At 64.4% G+C, this 22571-nt stretch carries 23 protein-coding genes; 11 read left to right on the top strand and 12 right to left on the bottom strand.

The genetic code is table 11. The features are described from left to right. Positions 1-71: 71 nt before the first annotated feature. On the top strand, positions 72-1214 hold the full coding sequence (locus FJ418_RS03775; protein WP_140863685.1) for an FAD/NAD(P)-binding oxidoreductase: 1143 nt from the start codon (positions 72-74) through the stop codon (positions 1212-1214). Positions 1215-1255: 41 nt separating this feature from the next. On the opposite strand, the gene FJ418_RS03770 is transcribed toward FJ418_RS03775, so the two are convergent. After that, the gene (locus FJ418_RS03770; RefSeq protein WP_140863683.1) at positions 1256-1696 is read right to left on the bottom strand and encodes a hypothetical protein; all 441 of its coding nucleotides are present in this window, start codon (positions 1694-1696) and stop codon (positions 1256-1258) included. Between the two features lie 377 nt (positions 1697-2073). Between FJ418_RS03770 and FJ418_RS31795 the strand changes: the two genes are divergently transcribed. Both FJ418_RS31795 and FJ418_RS03765 read left to right on the top strand, forming a co-directional pair. Then, positions 2074-2226, top strand: coding sequence for a hypothetical protein (locus FJ418_RS31795; RefSeq protein ID WP_181166829.1), 153 nt, complete (start codon positions 2074-2076; stop codon positions 2224-2226). 206 nt (positions 2227-2432) lie between these two features. Beyond that, entirely contained in the window at positions 2433-3452 is a 1020-nt protein-coding gene (locus FJ418_RS03765) for an NAD-dependent epimerase (RefSeq protein ID WP_181166828.1), read from the top strand. 126 nt (positions 3453-3578) lie between these two features. Here the strand turns inward: FJ418_RS03765 and FJ418_RS03760 are convergent, their stop codons facing one another. Then, positions 3579-4892, bottom strand: a complete 1314-nt coding sequence (locus FJ418_RS03760) for an MFS transporter (RefSeq protein ID WP_140643290.1) — start codon at positions 4890-4892, stop codon at positions 3579-3581. Positions 4893-5115: 223 nt separating this feature from the next. On the opposite strand from FJ418_RS03760, the gene cyoA reads away from it, so the two are divergent. The 7 genes from cyoA to FJ418_RS03725 are packed head-to-tail and all read left to right on the top strand — an operon-like array spanning position 5116 to position 12005. After that, positions 5116-6297, top strand: a complete 1182-nt coding sequence (gene cyoA, locus FJ418_RS03755) for a ubiquinol oxidase subunit II (RefSeq protein ID WP_140643288.1) — start codon at positions 5116-5118, stop codon at positions 6295-6297. 10 nt (positions 6298-6307) lie between these two features. Continuing rightward, the gene (cyoB, locus tag FJ418_RS03750) at positions 6308-8305 is read left to right on the top strand and encodes a cytochrome o ubiquinol oxidase subunit I (RefSeq protein ID WP_140863681.1); all 1998 of its coding nucleotides are present in this window, start codon (positions 6308-6310) and stop codon (positions 8303-8305) included. A 9-nt stretch (positions 8306-8314) separates the two neighbouring features. After that, positions 8315-8941: a cytochrome o ubiquinol oxidase subunit III gene (cyoC, locus tag FJ418_RS03745; RefSeq protein WP_140863679.1), complete on the top strand. Its 627-nt coding sequence runs from the start codon at positions 8315-8317 to the stop codon at positions 8939-8941. Next, a complete protein-coding gene (gene cyoD / locus FJ418_RS03740) occupies positions 8938-9312 on the top strand; it encodes a cytochrome o ubiquinol oxidase subunit IV (protein WP_140863676.1) in 375 nt (124 codons plus the stop codon). Before cyoC ends, cyoD begins: the two co-directional genes overlap by 4 nt. Positions 9313-9371: 59 nt before the next feature. Then, on the top strand, positions 9372-10133 hold the full coding sequence (locus tag FJ418_RS03735) for an SURF1 family protein (protein WP_140864067.1): 762 nt from the start codon (positions 9372-9374) through the stop codon (positions 10131-10133). Beyond that, a complete protein-coding gene (locus FJ418_RS03730) occupies positions 10130-11482 on the top strand; it encodes an ATP-binding protein (RefSeq protein ID WP_140863673.1) in 1353 nt (450 codons plus the stop codon). Before FJ418_RS03735 ends, FJ418_RS03730 begins: the two co-directional genes overlap by 4 nt. After that, the gene (locus FJ418_RS03725) at positions 11472-12005 is read left to right on the top strand and encodes a response regulator transcription factor (protein ID WP_181166827.1); all 534 of its coding nucleotides are present in this window, start codon (positions 11472-11474) and stop codon (positions 12003-12005) included. The genes FJ418_RS03730 and FJ418_RS03725 overlap by 11 nt, the downstream gene beginning before the upstream one ends. Before the next feature lie 15 nt (positions 12006-12020). On the opposite strand, the gene doeB is transcribed toward FJ418_RS03725, so the two are convergent. The 10 genes from doeB to FJ418_RS03675 all read right to left on the bottom strand — a co-directional run bounded on the left by doeB (position 12021) and on the right by FJ418_RS03675 (position 21818). Beyond that, positions 12021-13025, bottom strand: coding sequence for a N(2)-acetyl-L-2,4-diaminobutanoate deacetylase DoeB (doeB, locus tag FJ418_RS03720; protein WP_140863671.1), 1005 nt, complete (start codon positions 13023-13025; stop codon positions 12021-12023). Positions 13026-13029: 4 nt separating this feature from the next. Next, a complete protein-coding gene (doeA, locus tag FJ418_RS03715; protein ID WP_140863669.1) occupies positions 13030-14208 on the bottom strand; it encodes an ectoine hydrolase DoeA in 1179 nt (392 codons plus the stop codon). Positions 14209-14279: 71 nt separating this feature from the next. Then, positions 14280-15272 (bottom strand): cyclodeaminase, encoded by a 993-nt coding sequence (locus FJ418_RS03710; RefSeq protein ID WP_140863667.1) that lies wholly within the window; start codon positions 15270-15272, stop codon positions 14280-14282. Beyond that, positions 15269-16258 (bottom strand): hydroxyectoine utilization dehydratase EutB, encoded by a 990-nt coding sequence (eutB, locus tag FJ418_RS03705; protein WP_181166826.1) that lies wholly within the window; start codon positions 16256-16258, stop codon positions 15269-15271. Before eutB ends, FJ418_RS03710 begins: the two co-directional genes overlap by 4 nt. Positions 16259-16263: 5 nt before the next feature. Further along, positions 16264-17040: an ectoine utilization protein EutA gene (gene eutA / locus FJ418_RS03700; protein WP_140863665.1), complete on the bottom strand. Its 777-nt coding sequence runs from the start codon at positions 17038-17040 to the stop codon at positions 16264-16266. Positions 17041-17045: 5 nt separating this feature from the next. Then, positions 17046-17705: an ectoine/hydroxyectoine ABC transporter permease subunit EhuD gene (gene ehuD, locus FJ418_RS03695; RefSeq protein ID WP_140706240.1), complete on the bottom strand. Its 660-nt coding sequence runs from the start codon at positions 17703-17705 to the stop codon at positions 17046-17048. Next, the gene (gene ehuC, locus FJ418_RS03690) at positions 17705-18364 is read right to left on the bottom strand and encodes an ectoine/hydroxyectoine ABC transporter permease subunit EhuC (RefSeq protein WP_140854295.1); all 660 of its coding nucleotides are present in this window, start codon (positions 18362-18364) and stop codon (positions 17705-17707) included. The genes ehuD and ehuC overlap by 1 nt, the downstream gene beginning before the upstream one ends. A 201-nt stretch (positions 18365-18565) precedes the next feature. Beyond that, complete coding sequence (gene ehuB, locus FJ418_RS03685; protein ID WP_140863663.1) at positions 18566-19417, bottom strand: ectoine/hydroxyectoine ABC transporter substrate-binding protein EhuB; 852 nt, start codon at positions 19415-19417, stop codon at positions 18566-18568. Between the two features lie 94 nt (positions 19418-19511). Further along, positions 19512-20297 carry an ectoine/hydroxyectoine ABC transporter ATP-binding protein EhuA gene (ehuA, locus tag FJ418_RS03680; RefSeq protein WP_140863661.1) on the bottom strand — a complete coding sequence of 262 codons (786 nt, stop codon included), beginning with the start codon at positions 20295-20297 and terminating at the stop codon, positions 19512-19514. 135 nt (positions 20298-20432) lie between these two features. Then, a complete protein-coding gene (locus tag FJ418_RS03675; protein WP_140863657.1) occupies positions 20433-21818 on the bottom strand; it encodes a PLP-dependent aminotransferase family protein in 1386 nt (461 codons plus the stop codon). Positions 21819-21901: 83 nt separating this feature from the next. Between FJ418_RS03675 and FJ418_RS03670 the strand changes: the two genes are divergently transcribed. Beyond that, a complete protein-coding gene (locus FJ418_RS03670) occupies positions 21902-22390 on the top strand; it encodes an Lrp/AsnC family transcriptional regulator (RefSeq protein ID WP_140643242.1) in 489 nt (162 codons plus the stop codon). Positions 22391-22571 lie beyond the last annotated feature (181 nt).

The following is a 22571-nucleotide window of genomic DNA, read 5'->3' as shown; positions in this document are numbered from 1 at the left end:
AGTCCTCGCCGCCACTTCAGGAAATGAAGATCAACCGGCGCTTGGCGCCAGAGACAGGGTGGGGAACTGAGATGAACACGGCAAACAAACCGCGCATCGTCGTCCTTGGGGCAGGCTTCGGCGGCCTCGAACTCACGACGCTGCTTTCCGAAGCGATGGGCGACGCCATCGACGTGACCCTGATCGACAAGAGCGATACCTTCATTTTCGGCTTCTCCAAGCTCGGCGTCATGTTCGGCCTGAAGCAGCCGGAAGCGGTTCGCCTGCCTTATGCCAGCTTCGCCAAGCCCGGCGTGCGCATGCTGAAGCGCACCATCACAGCGATCGATCCGCAAAGCCGCCGTGTCGTCACCGATGACGGCGTGTTCGACGCCGACCATCTGATCGTGGCACTTGGCGCCGAATATGATTTCGACGCAACGCCTGGTCTTTCCGGAACCAACGAGTTCTATTCGGTGCCCGGCGCGGAACGGCTGCGCCACATGCTGCCAGGTTTCAAGAAGGGCAGGGCGATGGTGGGGGTCTGCGGCGCGCCCTACAAATGCCCGCCGGCACCCAGCGAATGCGTGCTGATGCTGCATGACTATCTGGTGCGGCAAGGCGTGCGCGAGGCTTGCGAGATATCGCTGGTGCTGCCGTTGGGCAGCCCGGTGCCGCCTTCGCCCGACACCTCGCTCGCCTTGCTTGCCGCCTTCGCCGAGCGCGGCATCAAATTCATCCCGGGGCGCCGTGTCGCCTCCGTCGACAACACGCGAAACGTGGCCGTCCTCGACGACGGCTCGGAAATGCCTTTCGAGCTTTTCCTTGGCGTGCCCAAGCACCGGGTGCCGCCGGTCGTGCTCGAAAGCGGCATGTCTGAAAACGGCTGGATTCCGGTCAATCCGCGTACGCTCGAAACGAAATACGAGAATGTCTACGCCGTCGGCGACGGCGCTAACACCGGCACGCCCAAGGCCGGCGTCTTCGCCGAGGGCGCCGCGCGGGCGGTGGCCAGCGCCCTCGTCGCAAAGTTGCGCCACAGAGGCGGTGGGACCCTCTATGATGGGTTCGGGACCTGCTATATCGAGTTTGGCGGCGGGCGCATCGGCAAGGTCGAGGTCGACTTCTTCTCGGGGCCCTCGCCGACCGGCAACTACTATGAGCCCTCGGTCACACTCCGTGCCGACAAGGAGATGTTCGGCGCGACCAGGAGGTCGCGCTGGTTCGGCCTCTGACGAGAGGGGCCTCGGCGGGCGCAGGCATCGTTCGCGGCCTTTCAGCTATTGGCGGCCGGCGGCAGCTCGAACAGGGTGGCGCCGTTCTCCCGCCCGCGGTCGACATAGCCGATCACGCGGAACCATTTCGCTACGTCGGGCCTGTCCAGCCAGCTGCGCGAATGTATGGGAAGGTTGCCGGCGAGCGCCTGGACATGGCGGATGTGGCGCTTGCAGAAGCGGACCGTCGAGGCGTTGAAGAAATCCTCCTGCGCGGCAAAGAGCGTATCGGCGGCGTCCGCATGCTCGTGCCAGGCGATGATCGCCACCGTCCTGTCGTCCTGGACGAGCGCATGCGCCCGGCCTTCCTTCAGGTTCATCATCAGATTGTCATAGGCATTTTTGCTGTCCTTGCCGGCCGCCACATACTCGTCCGACATTCGCTTGGACAGGCCGTGGAAGACATCTTCCAAGTCTCCGACCGTCGCCGCGCGTGCTCTCATTTCTCCTCCTGACAGCCCGCTGGCAGTTTGCCCCAGTGAAGGGGGATCACCAAGAAAAGCAAATCCCCAATCGGGGCCGTGTGCGCAATCTCATTCCACGCGGGCGGGTCCGACCCATGTCCACGTCCCTATATAAGCGTTGGCTTGAGATTGAGCTTCCTGTGTCGGATACTGATGGTTTCTGGCCCGTCCGGCCCGCATCGTTCCCATGACGGCCATGATCGATCTGATCGAAACCATATGCAAGGCGGCCTTCGTCCCGGAGCGATGGAACTCGGTGCTCCAGAAGGCGAGCGGCCTGTCGAACTCGGCCAGCGCTCAGGTCTTCGACGCCGGCGGAGGCAGGGCTGGCAGCCGATCTTGCCGCCGGACTCACTTTGGCGGAAACGGCCGCGCGGGGCGGCATCACCGTCAAATCCGCCCGCACCTATCTCGAGCGCGTCTTCCAGAAAACCGGCACCCATCAGCAGAGCCAGCTGCTCGCCATGTTGAAGACGCTGCAGCCGCTGGCTCTACCGCCGGCGCGATGACAGGGAGCTGCCTGGGAAATGGCAGAAGACAGCGTATCGTTGAATTCGACGCCGGCCTGCCATAAAAGGCGCAAGTCTCGACCAGCCTGAGGAATTCAAGGCGTGCCCGAACCTGTCGCCAAGATCGGCCTGGGCTGCGTTGATCCGCAGACTGTCCGCGGGCGATTGGTCGGTAAATGGTCTGGCTACAGCGTTAGGGGTATGCATTGACGTCGAGCAGGCCGATCCTGATCACCGGCGCAGCCGGCTTCATAGGTTTTCACCTTTGCCAGAGGCTGCTTGCCGAAGGCCGGCAGGTTGTCGGCCTCGACTCCATGAACGAGTATTACGACGTCGCGCTGAAGCAGGCGCGGCTCGAGCGGCTGAAGGCGTTCTCGAATTTTCGTTTCGAGCATGTCGATCTCGCCGACCGCGATGGCATCTCGAGGGTCTTTGCGTCGGTCGCGCCGGAGATCGTCGTCAACCTCGCCGCACAGGCGGGCGTCCGCTATTCGCTGGTCAATCCGCACGTCTATGCGCAAAGCAATCTCAACGGCTTCCTCAACATCCTGGAAGGGTGCCGGCAGGCATCGGTCGGCCATCTCGTCTACGCTTCGTCGAGCTCGATCTACGGCGGCAGCACGCGCATGCCGTTCTCGGTGCATGATTCCGCCGACCATCCCCTCAGCCTCTATGCCGCCAGCAAAAAGGCGAACGAGCTGATGGCCCACACCTACAGCCATCTGTTCGGGCTGCCGACGACGGGCTTGCGTTTCTTCACCGTCTACGGTCCATGGGGACGGCCCGACATGGCCTTGTTCATCTTCACCAAGGCCATCCTCGCCGGCCAGCCGATCGACGTTTTCAACCATGGCAACATGCAGCGGGATTTCACCTATATCGACGACATCGTCGAGGGGGTGGTCCGCGTCATGCGGCATCCCGCGACACCCAACCCCGATTGGAAAAGCGCTGCGCCGGACCCGGCGACGAGCACCGCGCCGTTCAGGATCCACAACATCGGCGACAGTTCACCCGTCGAGCTCAGCCGGCTCATCGACGTGCTGGAAGACGCGCTTGGGCGCAAGGCGATCCGCAACATGATGCCGCTCCAGCCGGGCGACGTTCTGGCGACCTTCGCCGATGTCACCTCGCTCGAAGAGGTGATCGGCTTCAAGCCCAGGATCCCGATCGACATCGGCGTCCCGCGCTTCGTGGAATGGTACCGGGATTTCTACCAGGTCTGATTGGGCGTCTGCGGCTATCTACTAATGCGTGTCGCGCAAAAGTGTGCAGCGGTTTTGCGATAACGACATGCATGAAAACAAAGCCTTAAAAGCGCGTCGCCTGAATCCGCTTCAGCGCGACGCGCTTTAGCGGTCGGTCGTGGACGCTTGCCTGTCGATCCAGAGCGCGATCAGCGTGCAGGCGGCGCCCGAAAGCAGGTAGGCGCCGGCGGCGATGAGGCCGAAATTGCCGGCCAGAAGCAGCGCGGCAAGCGGCGCGAAGCCGGCGCCGAACATCCAGGCCAGGTCCGATGTCACCGCCGAGCCGGTATAGCGGTGCTGGCGCGAGAAGCTCGATGCCACGACGCCCGAGGACTGCCCGAAGCTCAAGCCCAGCAGGATGAAGCCGAGCACCATGAACACCGTCTCGCCGACGGTGCCGCCGTTGAGAAGCTGTGGGGCAAAGCCGCTGAAAGCGGCGATGGCGACGGCGCCGCCGCCGAGCAAGGCACGACGTCCGACACGGTCGGCCAGCGGCCCCGATGCGACGATGGCCGCGATGCCGAACAGCGCGCTCACCGCCTCGATGACCAGGAAACGTTCCGGGCCCTCATTGGTGAACAGGAACACCCACGACAGCGGGAATACCGTCACCATATGGAACAGGGCAAAGCTCGCCAGCGGCGCGAAGGCGCCGACCACGACGTTGCGTCCTTCAGTCCGAACCATCTCCCTGATGCGCGTCGGCTGCAGGTCGCCGCTCTCGTAGAGTTTCGAGAATTCGGGCGTGACCACGATGCGCAGCCTGGCAAACAGCGCCACGACGTTGATGGCGAAGGCGACGAAGAAGGGATAGCGCCAGCCCCAGGCAAAGAAGTCGTCGGCCGAGAGGTTTGCGACGAAGAAGGCAAACAGCGAGCTTGCCACGATGAGCCCGATCGGCGCGCCGAGCTGCGGGATCATCGCATAGATGCCGCGCCGGTTCTGCGGCGCATTCAGCGCCAAGAGGGAGGGCAGTCCGTCCCATGTCCCGCCGAGCGCCAGACCCTGCAGGAAGCGGGTGAGCGCCAGCAGCCAGGCGGCGACCGCGCCGACATCCTCATAGGAGGGCAGGAATGCCATGGCGACCGTCGAGGTGCCGAGCAGGAACAGCGCGATCGTCAGCTTGGCGCCGCGGCCATAGGCGCGGTCGATCGCCATGAACAGCACGGTGCCGAACGGGCGCGCGATGAAGGCCAGCGCGAAGATGGCGAAGGAGTAGAGCGTTCCGACCAGCGGGTCGTGCGTCGGGAACACCAGCTTGGGGAACACGATCACGGAAGCGATCGCATAGACGAAGAAATCGAAGAATTCCGACGTCCTGCCGATGATCACGCCGACCGCGATATCGCCCGCGCTGACCTGGCCGTGATGCGAGCCAATCAGCCTGCTGTCCGTTTCGGAAGTCGAAGTTTCAGCCATCGTTTCCGTCGCCACCGAGCTCAAGTTCGGAACGCGATTGTCGGCGTCCCGATGCGATGTTGTCGTCATCCAATTATGCGTGCACACTTTCGCGAAAGCCATACCGACTGGGCATTGGACAAATTGTCCAATGTTGTCGCCGTGCCTGCGGCAGTAGCCGTTGGTCCATATCGCATCGCAACCTGCAGAGATCCTGCTGCAGGGCCATCGAGGGCAGCGTTTGATGAGACGATCCGGAGCCTTGCTTCTTTTTCCGCTCGCGGTGCTGCTGAGCGGCTGCGATCTGGTCGTGCTGGCGCCCGCGGGCGACGTGGCAGTGCAGCAGCGCGACCTGCTCGTCGTCTCGACCCTGCTGATGCTGCTCATCATCGTGCCCGTCATGGCGCTGACCGTGCTGTTTGCCTGGCGCTACCGGCAATCCAGCACCACGGCGACCTATACGCCGGACTGGGACCATTCGACCAAGCTGGAACTGGTGATCTGGGCGGCGCCCCTGCTCGTCATCATCTGCCTGGGCGCGCTCACCTGGCTCGGCACGCATCTGCTCGATCCCTACCGGCGCATCGACCGGATCGAACCAGGACAGCCGGTCACCCAGAACCACAAGCCGCTCAAGGTCGAGGTCGTCGCGCTGGATTGGAAATGGCTCTTCATCTATCCCGATTACGGCATTGCCTCCGTCAACGAGCTGGCGGCCCCGGTCAACCAGCCGATCGACTTCCGCATTACCTCCTCGACGGTGATGAACTCCTTCTACATTCCAGCTCTTGCCGGGCAGATCTACGCCATGCCCGGCATGGAGACGAAGCTGCACGCCGTCATCAACCGTCCGGGAACCTATACCGGCTTTTCGGCCAACTACAGCGGCGCCGGCTTCTCCGGCATGCGCTTTGCCTTCCACGGCCTGTCCGACCAGGCCTTCGCCGATTGGGTGACGCAGACCAAGAGCGCGCAGGCCACGCTCAACCGAGACAGTTATCTCGAGCTCGAACGTCCGAGCGAGAACGAGCCGGTCCGCCATTATGCCTCCGTCGATCCCGACCTCTTCGGCGCCATCCTCAATTTGTGCGTCGAGCGCGGCAAGATGTGCATGAACGAGATGATGTCGATCGACGCCAAGGGCGGCCTGGGGCTCGCCGGCGTGCGCAACACCCTGCCGCTGCAATATGACAAGCTTGCCCGGCGCGGCGCGGTGTTCGGCAACGATCCGTCCTATGTCGCAAGCATCTGCACGGCGGAGGAAGCGGCCGCCGCCTCGCGCGCGGCCCGCGATGCCGACGCGAAATACTGGCCGGTGCGCGATCTTTCGCCATTGCGCGGGGCTGGGCTGCTCAGTCCAGGGGCAGGCAGCCGCCGCGCCGACGCCGAGACGCCGTCGCTCGGCCTGCTGCGCTTCGAATTGTGAGGAATGGCGGATGCCTGAGACGCTGACCAAATTCATCTTCGGCCGCCTCACTCTGGAGTCGCTGCCGCTGCACGAGCCGATCGTCGTCGGCACCTTCATCGTGGTGGCGCTCGGCGGTGTGGCTGTTCTTGGCGCCATCACTTATTTCAAGCTCTGGGGCTATCTGTGGCGCGAGTGGTTCACCAGCGTCGACCACAAGAAGATCGGCGTCATGTACATGGCGCTCGGCCTCGTCATGCTGCTGCGCGGCTTTTCCGACGCCATCATGATGCGCCTGCAGCAGGCCATCGCCTTCAACGGTTCCGAGGGCTATCTCAACGCCCATCATTACGACCAGATCTTCACCGCCCATGGCGTGATCATGATCTTCTTCGTGGCGATGCCTTTCGTCACCGGGCTGATGAACTTCGTCGTGCCGCTGCAGATCGGCGCGCGCGACGTCTCCTTCCCCTTCCTCAACAATTTCAGCTTCTGGATGACGGTCGGCGGCGCCATCCTGGTCATGGCCTCGCTGTTCGTCGGCGAATTCGCCCGCACCGGCTGGCTGGCCTATCCGCCGCTCTCGGGCATCAACTACAGTCCCGACGTCGGCGTCGATTACTACATCTGGGCGCTGCAGGTCGCCGGCGTCGGCACGACGTTGTCGGGCATCAACCTGATCTGCACCATTATCAAGATGCGCGCCCCCGGCATGACGATGATGCGCATGCCCGTCTTCACCTGGACCTCGCTCTGCACCAACGTGCTGATCGTGGCGTCCTTCCCGGTGCTGACGGCGGTGCTGACGCTGCTCGCGCTCGACCGCTATGTCGGCACCAACTTCTTCACCAACGACTTCGGCGGCAACCCGATGATGTATGTGAACCTCATCTGGATATGGGGTCACCCGGAGGTCTACATCCTCATCCTGCCGTTGTTCGGCGTCTTCTCCGAGGTCACCTCTACCTTCTCCGGCAAGCGCCTGTTCGGTTACACCTCCATGGTCTACGCCACGGTGGTCATCACCATCCTGTCGTATCTCGTCTGGCTGCACCACTTCTTCACCATGGGCTCCGGCGCCAGCGTCAATTCCTTCTTCGGCATCACCACGATGATCATCTCGATCCCGACCGGGGCGAAGATATTCAATTGGCTGTTCACCATGTATCGTGGCCGCATCCGCTTCGAACTGCCGATGATGTGGACGGTAGCCTTCATGCTCACCTTCACCGTCGGCGGCATGACCGGCGTGCTGCTTGCCGTGCCACCGGCCGACTTCGTGCTGCACAACAGCCTGTTCCTGATCGCGCATTTCCACAACGTCATCATCGGGGGCGTGCTGTTCGGCCTGTTCGCCGGCATCGCCTATTGGTGGCCGAAGGCCTTCGGCTTCAAGCTCGATCCGTTCTGGGGCAAGATCTCGTTCTGGTGCTGGGTTCTCGGCTTCTGGTTCGCCTTCATGCCGCTTTATATCCTCGGCCTGATGGGCGTGACGCGCCGCATGCGCGTGTTCGACGACCCCTCGCTGCAGATATGGTTCGTCATCGCCGCTTTCGGCGCCGTGCTGATCGCCTGCGGCATCGCCGCCTTTCTGGTCCAGATCTTCGTCTCCATCCGCAAGCGCGAAGCGCTGGCCGATCACACCGGCGATCCCTGGGATGGCCGCACCCTCGAATGGTCGACCTCCTCGCCGCCGCCGGCCTACAACTTCGCCTTCACGCCGGTCATTCGCGACAACGACGCCTGGTTCGACATGAAGAAGGCCGGCTACCGGCGCCCGCTGTCCGGTTTCAAGCCGATCCACATGCCGAAGAACACCGGCACCGGCCTCATCCTCGCCGTCTTCAGCGTCGCGCTTGGCTTCGGCCTGATCTGGTACATGTGGTGGCTGGCGGCGCTGAGCTTCGTCTGCCTCATCGCAACCGCGATCGGCCACACCTTCAACTACCACCGCGACTTCGACATCCCGGCTGCCGAGGTCACGCAAACGGAAGAGGCGAGGACGACGCTCCTCGCCGCCCAGGGCTAGGGTTCGAGCATGGCATCGACGGCGATCGCGGCCGATACCGCACCGGTCTTCCACCTGGAAGAGGAGCATGCGCACGCCGAAGGCGGCAGCACCATGCTCGGCTTCTGGCTCTATCTGATGAGCGACTGCCTGATCTTCGCCATGCTGTTCGCGGCCTATGGCGTGCTCGGCGGCAATTACGCGGCCGGTCCGGCGCCGAAGGATCTGTTCGATCTGGGCCTGGTGGCGGTCAACACCACCATGCTGCTCTTGTCCTCGATCACCTACGGCTTTGCCATGCTGACCATGGACAAGGGCCGCGTCGGCGCGACGCAAGCCTGGCTCGTGGTGACCATGCTGTTCGGCATGGCGTTCCTCTCCATCGAGCTGTCCGAATTCGCGCACATGATCCATGAGGGCGCGACGCCGCAGCGCAGCGCCTTCCTGTCGTCCTTCTTTACCCTGGTCGGCACGCACGGCCTGCACGTGACCTTCGGCATCGTCTGGATGGCGACGCTGATGGTGCAGGTCGCCAGATACGGCCTCATCGAGGCCAACCGCCGCCGGCTGATGTGCCTCTCGATGTTCTGGCACTTCCTCGACGTCGTCTGGATCGGCGTCTTCACCTTCGTCTATCTGATGGGGATGCTCAGATGAGCGCGCATGATCATGCCGATCACGACCACAGCCATGGCGGCGCCGCGCACGGGTCGCTGAAGGGCTACCTGATCGGCTTCGTCCTGTCGGTGATCCTCACCGCCATCCCGTTCTGGATGGTCATGAGCGGAGCCATCGACAACAAGCAGGCCACGGCCATCATCGTCATGGCCTTCGCGGTGGTGCAGATCGTGGTGCACATGGTCTTCTTCCTGCATATGAACCCCGCCTCGGAAGGCGGATGGTCGATGCTGGCGCTCATCTTCACGGTGATCCTCGTCGTCATCGTGCTCAGTGGCTCGCTCTGGGTGATGTACCACCTCAACGCCAACATGATGCCCGGGCTCCACGAGATGCGGGAGATGCCATGAGCCCCGTTTCGGGCGTGAGTGTGTCGGGTGTGGAGAGGGCCAAAGTCGAGGCAAAGGACATGATCGGCCGGACAAGTACTGGCTCTCATGCCACCTCGAAGGGCTCCGCGTCGCGATTCTTGCTTGCGCTGGCTGGGCTTCTCGGCGTCCTGGTGTTTCTCGGGCTCGGGATTTGGCAATTGGAAAGGCGGGTCTGGAAGCTCGACCTGATCGCCCGCGTCGACCAACGCATCCATGCTCCCGTCGTCGATGCGCCTGGTCCGCGGGACTGGAGCAGGTTGAGCGCGCCTGACTACGAATATCGCCATGTGCGGTTGACCGGGCGCTTTGAGGGCGGTGCCAACACGCTGGTGCAGGCGGTGACCGAGCTTGGCGGCGGCTATTGGGTGCTGACGCCGATGCGCGGCGACCGCGGTTTCACGGTCCTCGTCAACCGCGGCTTCATCCCGCAGGAACGCAAGGCCGAGTTCGAGCGGGAGGGTGGCGGGTCCACCACGACGGCGACGGTAGACGGGCTGCTGCGCATCAGCGAACCGCGCGGCGGTTTCCTGCGCAGCAACGATCCGGCGGCCAATCGCTGGTATTCGCGCGACGTCGACGCCATCGCAAAGGCGCGCGGCCTGACCGATGTCGCGCCGTATTTCATCGATGCCGGAGCGTCCGAGCCGGCTGGCTGGCCGCGCGGCGGGCTCACCGTCGTCACCTTCCGCAACAGCCATCTGGTCTATGCTTTGACCTGGTTTGCCCTGGCAGTGATGCTGGCGATCGCCCTCGCCAGGCCGATCTTCGCCGGACGTCGGAAGCGGGACGCGGCAAGATGAACATCTCGATCGCGCGGTTTCATCGCGACAAACCGATCCTGACGGTTCCGGTCGCCGGACAGGGAGGCGCCGCCTCGAACGCCGACGTCACGAACAGGAAGAACCTGCTGCTCCTCATCCAGTTGCGCTGGCTGGCGGTGGCGGGGCAGGTGCTGACCATCCTGGTGACGCAATACTGGTTCGCGATCCCGCTGCCGCTCACCGAGATGGCCGGCGTGGTGCTTTTCCTCGTCGGGCTCAACATCTTCAGCCTGCTCGCCCTGCGCGGCAATCGCCGCATCTCCAACGCGCAGCTCTTCGTCGCGCTGATCTTCGACATGGCGGCGTTGACGACGCAGCTTTACCTGAGCGGCGGCGCCTCGAACCCGTTCGTGTCGCTCTATCTGCTGCAGATCACGCTCGGTGCCGCGCTGCTGGCGCCATGGTCGACCTGGATCCTGGTGGTGGCCGCCTCGGCCTGTTTCGTCTTCCTCATCTTCGTTTTCCAGCCGATCGCGATCCCGCATCATGGCGGCAGCGACCTACTGGCGCTGCATCTGCGCGGCATGTTTATCTGCTTCGTGCTCGCGGCCGGGCTGATCGTGATCTTCATGACGCGCATCAACCGCAACCTGCGCGAACGCGATGCCTATCTCGCCGACCTGCGCCAGCGTTCGGCCGAGGAAGACCACATCGTGCGCATGGGCCTGCTGGCCTCGGGTGCCGCGCATGAACTGGGCACACCGCTCTCGACCATATCGGTCATCCTGTCCGACTGGCGCCAGATGCAGGGCGTCAAGCGCAACCGTGAGCTTTCCGAGGACGTGGCCGAGATGCAGGCGCAGATCGAGCGCTGCAAAGGCATCGTCACGGGCATCCTCATGTCCTCCGGCCAGGCGCGGGGCGAGGGCACCATCCGCACCACGATCCGTCAGTTCCTCGACGATCTCGTCGAGGAATGGCGCGTCAGCCGCCAGCCTATCAAGCTGGATTACGGCAATGGTTTCGAGCCGGACGAGCAGATCGTATCCGACACGGCGCTGAAGCAAGTGATCTTCAATGTGCTCGACAATGCGCTGGAAGCATCGCACGATTGGGTCGGCATCACTGCCGAGCGGCAGGATGGGAAGCTGGTGCTCTCCGTCGAGGATCGCGGACCGGGTTTCGACAAGGATATTCTGGCCGCGCTCGGCCAGCCCTATATGTCGAGCAAGGGGCGGCCAGGCGGCGGCCTGGGGCTCTTCCTGGTGTTCAATGTGGTGCGCAAGCTCGGCGGCGACGTTTCGGCGCGCAACATGGCCGAGGGCGCCCGCGTTACCCTTTCGCTGCCGCTGGCGGCGCTGACCGATGGAGACGATCGTGACATCTGATCGATCCTTGTTTGTCGTGGAGGACGACGCGACCTTCGCGCGGACGCTCAAGCGTTCCTTCGAAAAGCGCGATTATGATGTCGTGGTCTGCCACGACCGCGAGGCGCTGCTCGTCGCGCTGGAAACGGCCGTTCCGGTCTACGCCGTCGTCGATCTCAAGCTCGGAGCGGGATCGGGTCTCGAATGCGTCAAGCTGCTCAGCGCCCGCAATCCGTCGATGCGGATCGTCGTGCTGACGGGATTTGCCAGCATCGCCACGGCTGTCGAGGCGATCAAGCTCGGCGCCTGCCATTATCTGGCCAAGCCCGCCAACACCGATGACATCGAAGCCGCCTTCGGCCGCGCCGAGGGCGACGTTTCGGTGCCGCTCACCAGCCGCCCCACCTCGATCAAGAACCTCGAATGGGAGCGCATCCACGAAACGCTGGTTGAGACCGGCTTCAACATCTCCGAAACCGCGCGCCGGCTCGGCCTGCACCGGCGCACGCTGGCCCGCAAGCTCGAGAAGCGCGTGGTGCAGTAGGACGCCGCGCCAAGATTATCCCCGAACGGCCACGCCCAGCACCGAGACGCAGTCGCCCGCCTTGACCAGGCCCGGGAAGTGACGCGCGGCGAGCAGCCCCGACATCCTGGCCCTGATCTCCCGCGGCGCCTGTCCGGTGCGCCCGACCGGATAGATGCGCGCCACAACCTGGCCGTCCTCCACGGGCTCGCCGAGATCGACCATCGTCTCGATCATGCCGTCATCCTCGGCGAAGGCGAAGCAATCGCCCGACGGCATGTCGAGCCACTGGGTTCTGCTCTTCTCGACCGCACCATCGACGATGCCGGCATGGCGGAGCACGTTGAGGATGCCGCGCCTGGCAATCCGCACCGTCTCGGCGCGAGACGTTCCGCCGCCGCCGAGCTCGGTGGTGACGAAGACCTTGCCCATCTCCTCGGCGGCCGTGTCGTACATGCCGACCGCGTCGATCTCGGTCATGCGCATCGAGAATGGCGCCGAGAAAGCCTCGACCGCGGCGAAGGCCTTCTTCTCCTGCGTCTTGTCCGGCAGCGTGTGCGCCGCGCAGAACGGCACGAAATCCAGCGTTTTGCCGCCCGAGTGGAAATCGAAGACGATGTCCGCGCGGGGAAGCAACTCGCGCTGGAAATAGTCGGCGATCTTCTCGGTCGCCGTGCCGTCCGGGCGGCCGGGGAAGGAGCGGTTCATATTGCCCTTGTCGATCGGCGAGGTGCGCGTGCCGGCCCGGAACGCCGGATAGTTCATCGCCGGCACGATGATGACCGTGCCGGAGACGTTTCTCGGATCGAGCGTGCGGGCGAGTTCGTAGAGCGCCAACGGCCCCTCGTATTCGTCGCCGTGATTGCCGCCGGTCAGTAGTGCCGTCGACCCCTTGCCGTTGCGCACGACACAGACCGGGATCATCACCGAGCCCCAGGCGGAATCGTCGCGGCTGTAGGGCAGGCGCAGGAAGCCATGCTGGACGCCGTCGCGCTCGAAGTCGACGGTCGGCGCGATCGGCGACGGACGCAAAGCGGACATCGGCTCAGTCCTTCACGAAGAGCTTGCGCGGCACATTGGCCAGGCACTCGACGCCGGTGTCGGTGATCAGGATCGACTCGGTGATCTCCAGCCCCATCGTCTCCAGCCAGAGACCCGTCATGAAGTGGAAGGTCATGCCAGGCCTGAGCTCAGTCCGGTCGCCGGGGCGCAGGCTCATGGTGCGCTCGCCCCAATCCGGCGGGTAGGACAGACCGATCGAGTAGCCGGTGCGGTTGTCCTTGACGATGCCGTACTTCTTCAGCACCGCGAAGAAGGCGTTGGCGATGTCTTCGCAGGCGTTCCCCGGCTTTGCCGCGGCAAGGCCTGCCTCCATGCCTTCCAGCGTCGCCTTCTCGGCATCGAGGAAGGCCTGCGTCGGCTTGCCGAGGAAGACGGTGCGCGACAGCGGACAATGGTAGCGGTTGTAGCAGCCGGCGATCTCGAAGAACGTGCCTTCGTTCACTTTCATCGGCTTGTCGTCCCAGGTGAGATGCGGCGCCGAGGCATCGCCGCCCGACGGCAAGAGCGGCACGATCGCCGGATAGTCGCCGCCGATGCCGGCGACGCCGCGCGTGCCGGCATCGTAGATCTCGGCGACCAGATCGCATTTGCGCATGCCGACTTCTACTTTGTCGACGATGCGCTGGTGCATCGCCTCGACGATGCGGGCGGCCTTGCGCATGTAGTCGATCTCGGTCGGGCTTTTCACCGCGCGCTGCCAGTTGACCAGCGCGGTCGCGTCGACGAAGCGGGCGTTGGGCAGATGCTTCTGCAGCGAGGCGAAGGCGGCGGCCGAGAACCAGTAATTGTCCATCTCGACGCCGATGGTCAGCTTGCCCCAGCCGCGATCGGTGAGCACGCCGGACAAAAAGTCCATCGGGTGGCGCTCGGTCGACTGCACATAATGGTCCGCGTAGCCGACGATGTTGTCATGGGCGAGATAGGCGGTGCGCTTGGCGCCGTTGGCGTCCTGGCCACGGCCATACCAGACCGGCTCGCCCGAGGGCGGCACGATGACCGCCTGGTGCACGTAGAAGGACCAGCCGTCGTAGCCCGTCAGCCAGGCCATGTTGGAGGGATCGCTGACGATCAGCAGGTCGACGCCTTTGGCCTCCATGGCTTTGCGCGTCTTGGCGAGGCGATCGGCAAATTCGCTTCGCGAGAATTTCAGGTTTGGCTGCATTGTTCTTTAGTCCTCGTTTTGTTGGGCCTGGAGCCGGTTTCAACGTTCCGGATCACACTTTTGGCCAGGCATCAGCTTTCGAAAATCGTTCCGGCCATCGCCGCCCGCGCACGGTCGCGTGTGAGCGTGGCGATCGCGGTGTCCTGCACGCCGGTGCCGGTGAGGTCGGCGATGGTGATGTCGCTTGCCGAGCGCCGGCCGGCTTTCTCGCCGGCAATGATCTGGCCGAGTTCGGTGACCTCGGCGTCGGCTGTCATCACGCCCGCCTCGATGGCGTGGTGAAGCTCGCCCAGGCGCCGCGTCTGCTTGGCGCTGTCGGCGACATAGAGATCGGCCATGCGCAGGATCGCCGGCGCGATCTCGTTCTTGTGCTCGGCGTCCGAGCCCATGGCGGTGATGTGCTGGCCGGCGGAGACGAAGCCGGCCTTGATCAGCGGTTCGGTCGAGGGTGTAGTGGTGATGATGATGTCGGCTTCGGCTGCCGCGTTCGCTGCATCCGGTTCGGCCCGAACGGCAATGCCCAGTTTCTTGCGCAAGCGGGCGGCGGTCGCCTCCGCCTTGGCGGCGTCGCGCGCCCAGATGCGCGCTTCCTCGATCGGCCGCACGAGCCGCAGCGCTTCCAATTGCAGGCCGGCTTGCAAACCGGCGCCGAAGATCGCCGCGACCTTGGAGTCTTCGCGCGACAGATGCTTGGCCGCGACCGCACCAGCGGCGGCGGTGCGGATATCGGTCAGATAGCCGTTGTCGAGCAGCAGCGCCTCGACCACACCGGTCTTTGCCGAAAGCAGCACCATCATGCCGCCGCCGCTCGGCAGGCCCAGCGTCGGGTTGTCGAAGAAGCCGGAGCTTATCTTGACGGCGAAACCGTCTATGCCGGGGACATAGGCGGACTTCACGTCGACCTCGCCGCGATGCTCATGAATGTCGAGCCGCAGAATCGGCGGCATCGCCACCGGCAGCGTGGCCAGGGCGCGAAAAGCGTTCTCGACGCAGGCAACGGCGTCGAGGTCGAGTGTCACGATCTTGCGCAGATCACTTTCGCTGAGAATTGTCATCCGGCTCATGCGGCGCGCTCCGTTGCTGTGGCCGCCTCGCCGCAGACAATGCGACGATGCAGAGCCATGTCGATGTTGCGGCCGGAGAGGATGAGGACGGTCGGGCCATTCGTCGAGACCTTGCCGGCAAGCAGCGCGCCCATGCCGACGGCGCCCGCGCCCTCGACGATCTCGCGCTCCTGCTCATAGGCATGGCGGATGCCGGCGGCGATGTCGTCCTCGGCAAGCAGGACGACGTCGTCGAGCAGGTCCCGGCACATGGCGAAGGTCAGCTGGTTGTCGAGGCCGATGCCGCCACCGAGCGAATCCGCCAATGTCGGCAGTTCCTCGACCTGCACCGGGCGGCCGGCATCGAGGCTGGCTTTCATCGCGGCACCCAGCGCCATCGAGATGCCGATGACTTTGGTGCCTGGACTCACCCCCTTGACCGCCGCCGCGACGCCGGACGCCAGCCCGCCGCCGGAGAGCGGCACCAGCACCGCCGCGGTATCTGGAACCTGCTCCATGATCTCCAGGCCAAGCGTGCCTTGGCCGGCTATGATGCCGGGATGGTCGAAGGGCGGCAGCATGACCAGCCCTTCCTCGGCCACCAAGCGATCGACCTCCTGCTGGGCATCGTCCTGGCTGTTGCCGACGATGCGGACATCCGCGCCGAGGCGGCGGATGGCGTCGAGCTTGTTTTGCGGCACCAGCTTCGACATGCAGATCACCGCGCGGATGCCTTCAAGCTTCGCCGCATGCGCCAGCGCGCGGCCGTGATTGCCGGTCGAGGCGGCGACGACGCCGCGCGATCTTTCTTTTGCGCTCAACGCGGCGATGGCGTTGGAGGCGCCGCGCAGCTTGAACGCGCCGGTGGTCTGGTGGTGTTCCAGCTTGAGATGAACCGGGCTGCCCGTGCGCTCCGACAGGCTTTGCGACAGCACGCAGGGTGTCCGCTCGACCTTGCCGGCAATGCGTTCGCGCGCTGCGCGAATATGCTGAAGCGTGACTGGCATTTCGATCACTGCGCCAGAGGCTTGGTCCACAGCCGGCCGAACTCCGGTCGCGGCGTGTCGTCGCCGCACAGCCGCAGGCAGTTCCAGGTGCTGGCCTGGTTGCTGGTGACGACCGGACGCCCGATCGCCTCTTCCATGCCGGGAACGGCGAGCGCGGCGCGCAGCGCGGTGCAGGAGACGAACAGCGCATCGGCCTGGGGATGCATGACCTTGCGCGCCATCTCGACGAGGGACACCGGCGCGATCCGCGCCATCTCGCGGTCGTCCTCGAAGCCGAGGCAAGAGAAGCTCTGGATGTCAAAGCCGTGTGACGCGAAATAGGCTGCCATCGGCCGGCTGGTCTCGACGGTGTAGGGCGTGAGGATGCTGATGCGCTTCACGCCGAAAGCGTTCAGGCCGCGTATGCCGGCCATCGGCGGGGTGACGACGGGAACGCCTGGCTTGGCCGCCTGGATGGCAGCTTCGATCTCGGCATCGCCGATCACCACGGAGGCGGAGGTGCAGGAGTAGCAGATCGCATCGAGCGGCTCGTCCGGCAGGATGAGCGCCGCGCCCGCCGAAAGCGACGGCTGCATCTTGCGCAAATTCTCCGGCGTCGTCGGGTTGGCGTAGGGGATGCGCGCGACATAGACGCCGACGCGCTCGCTCGCCACCATGCGGCGGAAATCCACCTCGCTGGTGTGGTCGGTGGCCAGGGCGATCAGCCCGACGCGCTTTTGCAGCGGACGCGCGTCCAGCGCGGGGCGCGCCGTTTCGAGGTGGATCTCTGGCAAAGGTTTCATGACTTTCATCTTTCGATCCTGCCGTAGCGATGCTCCAGCCAGCGCAAGAGCACGACGGAGCAGAGGCTGATGACGAGGAAGAAGGCGCCGACCAGCGTCATCGGTTCGATGTAGCGGTAATAGGTGTTGGCGACGCTCTTGGCCTGGTTCATCAGCTCCAGCACCGTGATCGCCGAAAGCAGCGGCGTCTCCTTGAACATGGCGATGAAATAGTTGGCCAAGGCCGGGATCATCGGCGGGATCGCCTGCGGCAGAATGATATGCGTCCAGGTGTGCCGGCCATTGAGATTGCAGGCCTTGGCCGCCTCCCACTGGCCGCGCGGCACATTGTCGATGCCGGCGCGATAGACCTCGGCCGTGTAGGTGCCGTAATGCAGGCCAAGGCCGATGACGCCCGCCACCAGCGGTGGCAACAGGATGCCGATATCGGGCAGCACGTAGAAGATGAAATAGAGCTGGACCAGGAGCGGCGTGCCGCGGATGAACTCTGCGAACCAGCCGACGCCGCGCGCGACGATCCGGTTCTCCGAACGTCGCGCCAGCGCGATCCCAAGCCCCACGATTGCGGCCAGGATCGAGCCGAGCACTGTCGCCAGGATGGTGATCTTCACCCCCTGGATCAGGGTAGGCATGATCTCCCAGACGAAGTTCCAATCCCAGTCCATCAGACACGCACCCCATCAAGCCCGCGCGCCATGCGGCGTTCCAGCGTGCGAACGCCCCAGGAGACGATCAGCGCGAGGGCGAAATAGATGACCAGCACGGAGACGAAGGGCATCAGCGTGCTGCCGGTCTGCGAGCGCACCACCTGCGCCTGGAAGGTCAGATCGGCGAGCGAGATCAGCGACACGACCGAAGTCGCCTTGAGCAGCTCGATCGCGTTGTTGCCGAAGGTCGGCAGCATGACCAGCAGCGCCTGCGGCAGGATCACGTGGCGCATGCCTTGCCAGCGGCCGAGATTGAGCGCCGTGCAGGCTTCGTATTGCTCGCGGCCGACCGACAGGATGGCGCCGCGCACCACTTCCGCCGCGTAGGCGCCGACATTCAAGCCCAGCGCCAGCACGCCCGCCTGCAGCGGCGTCAGCGACAGGCCGGCGAAAGGCAGCACGAAATAGGCCCAGAACAACTGCACGAAGATCGAGGTGCCGCGGAAGAATTCGATGTAGACGGTGGCGATCGCGCGCACGATGAAGAAGCGCGACACGCGCCCCATGCCGGCAAGGAAGGCCATGATCAGCGCAAGCACCGACCCCATCAGCGTCAGCTCGATGGTGACAAGCGCTCCTTGCAATATCAGGCCGAGATAGCCGGACCACTGGGTCATGGGGTTCCAACGTTTGCGGTTAGCTTCCTTCTCCCGTTAACGGGGAGAAGATGCCGGTTTACCCTCCGTAGCTTCAGCGCAGCTGCTGCGTAGGACGGGTAGGCAGATGAGGGGCAGCGCGAACCTTGAAATGCTGCGCCGCCCCTCATCCGGCTCTTCGAGCCACCTTCTCCCGTAGCCGGGGAGAAGGCAAAAGAGCGTTTACTTCGCCGAGCAGAGCTTCTCGCGCGTCGTCGACATCGCGGCCGCGGCCGAGAAGCCGTAGGGCTCGATGATCTTGGCGAACTCGCCGGACTTCTTCATCTTGGCGAGCTCGACGTCATAGGCATCGCGCAGCGCCTCGTCGCCCTTCTTGAAGGCGGCGCCGTCGCAATAGACCGGCGCGCCGACCACCGGGGCGATGACGTCGAGGTTCGGGTCGTTGGCCTTCTTGACCAGGTCGTTGATCGAGAGCACCGGCAGCGAATAGGCGTCGATGCGGCCGTCCTGCACCATCTTCAGACCGCTCTGGCCGTCCGGCACGACGACGACGCGGTCGCGCGGCACGCCGGCATTCAGCGCCAGCTTCTCCTCGGTGCCGCCGCCAGGCGCGCCGACGGTTGCCGACGTATCCTTGGCGATGTCCTCATAGCTCTTGAAACCCTTCGGGTTGCCCTTCTTCACCAGGAGCGCCTCGGCATCGCAAAGCACCGGCTCGGAATAGGCGACCGCCGCGCAGCGCTCCGGCTTCATGAACAGGCCCGCGGTGACGACGTCGAAGCGGCCCGCCTGCAGGCCGGGGATCATGGCGCCATATTCGGAGATGGAGGCCACGACATCCGCGACGCCGAGCCGCTTGAAGATTTCGCGCGCAACATCCGGAGCCGCGCCCGAAACCTTGCCGTCGGCGGCCACCGCCGTATAGGGCGGCTCGTTGGCGATGGCGAGGCGGGCGAAGCCCTGCTGCTTGAGCTGCTCCAGCTTGGCGTCATCCGCCGACCGCGCGCCGGGGGCGAGCAACATCGCGGTGATCGCGAGGCCGGCGACGCCAGCCAGAATGCCAAGTTTCTTCATTGTTCCCAACTCCTTGTTTGTCTTCTTGGTTTGCCTGGTTCGGGACGGCCTTTGGCCGCCCGTGGACGGTTTACGCCGCCCGTTTGCATTGCGGTCAGACGCGATGTCCGGCCGCGATGATCTTCTTCAGGAAGCTCTGCGTTCTTTCCTGTTTGGGATGGCGGAAAATCTCATCGGGCTTGCCTTCCTCGACGATCCTGCCGCGGTCGAAGAACAGCACGCGGTCGGCGAAGTCGTGGGCGAAGCCCATCTCATGGGTAACGAGCAGCATCGTCATGTCGGTCTCGGCGGCGAGCTTGCGCATGACGTTGAGCACTTCCTCGACGAGCTCCGGGTCGAGCGCCGAGGTGACCTCGTCGAACAGCATGATCTTGGGCGACAGCGCCAGCGCCCTTGCGATCGCCACGCGCTGCTTCTGGCCGCCGGAAAGCTGCGCCGGCATCGCCTTCGCCTTGTCGGCAAGGCCGACCATGTCGAGCAGCTCCATCGCCCGCTTCTCGGCGGCGGCGCGCGCGACGCCCTTGGTCAGCATCGGCGCCAGGGTCACATTGTCCATGACGCATTTGTGCGGAAACAGATTGAAGAGCTGGAAGACCATGCCGATCTTCTGGCGCATCCTGGCCAGATGCCGCTCGTCGGCCGACAGCAGCTGGCCGTTGCGCTCCTTGTGGTAGAGCTGCTCGCCATCGACCTGGATGTGACCGCCGTCGATCTTCTCCAGCGTCATCAGGATGCGCAGGATCGTCGTCTTGCCGGAACCGGACGGGCCGATCAGCGCCAGCTTCTCGCCCGGCATGACCTGCATCGACAGGCCGTCCAGCACCTTGAAGGCGCCGAAGCTCTTGGAAATCGCATCGACCTTGATGATGGGCGCGGGCAATCCATGTCCTCGTCTGGAGAAGCCTATGCCCTTAACGATGCGAAACGCGCTAAATCATGTCAATTGGGAAAATAATATCATGACAATATTTCCAGCGCGGCACAATTTCAGGGCAATCTGAGCTCCATTTGTGCATCAGATGGCGAGCAGGAGATGCTCCGGATCGCCGAGCAACAGCTTGGCGACAACGCTCAGGCCCGCCCGCAGTTCCCCCTCCGTGGTCGATCCGAGCGAGATACGCACGGCCGGATGCCAGGGCCTGTCGGCGATGCGGAACGAGGTGCCCGGCGCGATCGCCACTCCGCGCAGGCGTGCCTGCGAAACAAAGCTCTCCTCGGCGCGGTCGCCCGGCAGCTCGAGCCACAGATGCAGCCCGTCGCGGTGGACGCGATAGTCGACGCCTGCCAGCATTTCGGCGGCAATCTCCTGGCGCCGTTTCAACGCCTGGCGCTGCCAGTTGACCAGTTCCATCGCCGTGCCGTCGCTCACCCAACGCGTCGCGATCTCGGCCACCATCGGCGTCGCCATCCAGTTCGAGACGAGGTGGCGGTTGGCGACGGCGGCGGCATAGCGGTCCGGCACCGCGAGGTAGCCGATGCGCAGGCCGGGCACGACGATCTTGGTGAAGGAGGTGACGTAGAGCGTCCGCTCCGGCGCAAAGGCGGCAACCGCCGGCGGCCGGCCTTCGACCAGCGGGCCGAGCACGTCGTTCTCGATGATGGCGATGTCGTGCTTGCGGGCAACCGCCGCAATCTGCTCGCGGCGGGTGGCGTCCATCAAGGTCGCCGTCGGGTTGATCACCGATGGCTGGACGAAGACTGCACGAATGTCTGACAGGCGGCAGGCCTCGTCGAGCGCTTCGGGGATCAGCCCGTTGCCGTCGATCGGCAGGCCTTCGAGGTTGAAGCCGAGATAGCGGGCGAGCGGGATCAGCGTGTGGTGACCGATCGCCTCCGTGGCGACGGTCGAGCCGGGCGGCGCCACGCTCATCAGCGCCACGGTCATGCCGGCGGTGGCGCCATTGGTGAGGCTGACATTCTGTGGCGATGCCTCCAGCCCGCAGAGCCTCAGCCATTCGACGGCAACGGCACGGTGGCGCGGAAACACCATGTTCGGCCGGAAAGACAGCGCCGAGCTCGAAGGCAGGTTCTCGGCCAGCCAGCCCAGCGCCTGCTTCAATTTCTCCAAATGCATCGGTTCGCAGACCGGCTTCAGGATCGAGAGGTCGATGACTTCGCCCAGCCGTTCCGGAATATAGGGCGGCTCCGGTTCCCGGCGCTGCGTCTGCACGAAGCTGCCGCGACCGACCTCGCCGGAGATAAGGCCGCGCCGGATCAGTTCCTCATAGGCGCGGCTGACGGTCTGCACCGAAAGTTTCAGATCGTCCGCGAGGCGGCGGTGCGTCGGCAGCCGCGTTCCGTTGGCGAGCCGCCCGTCATGAATGGCGCGCGCGAACTGGTCGGCCAGCGAGAGATAGGCCGGTCGGCGGATGAGAGCAGGATCTGGCTGCCACAATGTCATGACTTATTAGAGAGCCAAATCAGTGCAATTGACAATCGAAATAATGCATCGTCATGGTGTCCGCGACGAAAGGCGAATCCCGCATGGCGGCAACGAAACTCGACCCGATCGACCTCAGGATTCTCGACGCGATCCAGCGCGACGGGCGCATCACCAAGCTGGCGTTGGCCGAGAAGGTCGGCCTCTCGCCGACGCCGTGCTGGATGCGGCTGCGCAAGCTGGAGAAAGCCGGCATCGTGTCCGGCTACCACGCCGCGATCGCCATGCGCGCGATCGCGCCGGTGGCGACGGTGCTGATGGAGGTGACCCTGGCCAACCACCGCCAGGCGGACTTCGATCGGTTCGAGCGGGTCGTGCGCGATGTTCCGGAGATCGTCGCCTGCTGGTCGGTGGGCGGCGGCGTCGATTATGTCCTGAAGGTGATGGCGCGCGACATCGATGCCTACCAGCGGCTGGTCGACAGCCTGCTCGAACGTGAGATCGGCATCGACCGCTACTTCACCTACATCGTCACCAAGACGGTCAAGGACGAGACGGTGCTGCCTGTGGCCGACCTGCTGCCCGATCAATGAAAGCGCCATCGTCATCCACGGGCGGAGCGACGCGAAGCGGAGCGCAGACCCGAGGATCCATTCCGTGACTTTCACGTAGGGTGCTGCGGAGCAGAATTCTGCATCGTCGCAACGCCTCAACGTCACGGAATGGATCCTCGGGTCTACGCCGCGTCGCTTCGCTCCTTGCTTCGCCCGTGGA

Origin of the sequence: Mesorhizobium sp. B2-8-3 (assembly GCF_006440815.1) — a bacterium.
Taxonomy (GTDB): domain Bacteria; phylum Pseudomonadota; class Alphaproteobacteria; order Rhizobiales; family Rhizobiaceae; genus Mesorhizobium.
This window is presented reverse-complemented; position numbering and strand designations above follow the sequence as displayed.

What these genes read in the sequence shown, in the direction of transcription:
- FJ418_RS03775 (WP_140863685.1), top strand. Translation starts at nt 72, where the DNA reads ATGAACACGGCAAACAAACCGCGCATCGTCGTCCTTGGGGCAGGCTTC.
- FJ418_RS03770 (WP_140863683.1), bottom strand. Translation starts at nt 1,696, where the DNA reads ATGAGAGCACGCGCGGCGACGGTCGGAGACTTGGAAGATGTCTTCCAC.
- FJ418_RS03760 (WP_140643290.1), bottom strand. Translation starts at nt 4,892, where the DNA reads ATGGCTGAAACTTCGACTTCCGAAACGGACAGCAGGCTGATTGGCTCG.
- cyoA (WP_140643288.1), top strand. Translation starts at nt 5,116, where the DNA reads ATGAGACGATCCGGAGCCTTGCTTCTTTTTCCGCTCGCGGTGCTGCTG.
- cyoB (WP_140863681.1), top strand. Translation starts at nt 6,308, where the DNA reads ATGCCTGAGACGCTGACCAAATTCATCTTCGGCCGCCTCACTCTGGAG.
- cyoC (WP_140863679.1), top strand. Translation starts at nt 8,315, where the DNA reads ATGGCATCGACGGCGATCGCGGCCGATACCGCACCGGTCTTCCACCTG.
- cyoD (WP_140863676.1), top strand. Translation starts at nt 8,938, where the DNA reads ATGAGCGCGCATGATCATGCCGATCACGACCACAGCCATGGCGGCGCC.
- FJ418_RS03735 (WP_140864067.1), top strand. Translation starts at nt 9,372, where the DNA reads ATGATCGGCCGGACAAGTACTGGCTCTCATGCCACCTCGAAGGGCTCC.
- FJ418_RS03730 (WP_140863673.1), top strand. Translation starts at nt 10,130, where the DNA reads ATGAACATCTCGATCGCGCGGTTTCATCGCGACAAACCGATCCTGACG.
- doeB (WP_140863671.1), bottom strand. Translation starts at nt 13,025, where the DNA reads ATGTCCGCTTTGCGTCCGTCGCCGATCGCGCCGACCGTCGACTTCGAG.
- doeA (WP_140863669.1), bottom strand. Translation starts at nt 14,208, where the DNA reads ATGCAGCCAAACCTGAAATTCTCGCGAAGCGAATTTGCCGATCGCCTC.
- FJ418_RS03710 (WP_140863667.1), bottom strand. Translation starts at nt 15,272, where the DNA reads ATGAGCCGGATGACAATTCTCAGCGAAAGTGATCTGCGCAAGATCGTG.
- eutB (WP_181166826.1), bottom strand. Translation starts at nt 16,258, where the DNA reads ATGCCAGTCACGCTTCAGCATATTCGCGCAGCGCGCGAACGCATTGCC.
- eutA (WP_140863665.1), bottom strand. Translation starts at nt 17,040, where the DNA reads ATGAAACCTTTGCCAGAGATCCACCTCGAAACGGCGCGCCCCGCGCTG.
- ehuD (WP_140706240.1), bottom strand. Translation starts at nt 17,705, where the DNA reads ATGGACTGGGATTGGAACTTCGTCTGGGAGATCATGCCTACCCTGATC.
- ehuC (WP_140854295.1), bottom strand. Translation starts at nt 18,364, where the DNA reads ATGACCCAGTGGTCCGGCTATCTCGGCCTGATATTGCAAGGAGCGCTT.
- ehuB (WP_140863663.1), bottom strand. Translation starts at nt 19,417, where the DNA reads ATGAAGAAACTTGGCATTCTGGCTGGCGTCGCCGGCCTCGCGATCACC.
- FJ418_RS03675 (WP_140863657.1), bottom strand. Translation starts at nt 21,818, where the DNA reads ATGACATTGTGGCAGCCAGATCCTGCTCTCATCCGCCGACCGGCCTAT.
- FJ418_RS03670 (WP_140643242.1), top strand. Translation starts at nt 21,902, where the DNA reads ATGGCGGCAACGAAACTCGACCCGATCGACCTCAGGATTCTCGACGCG.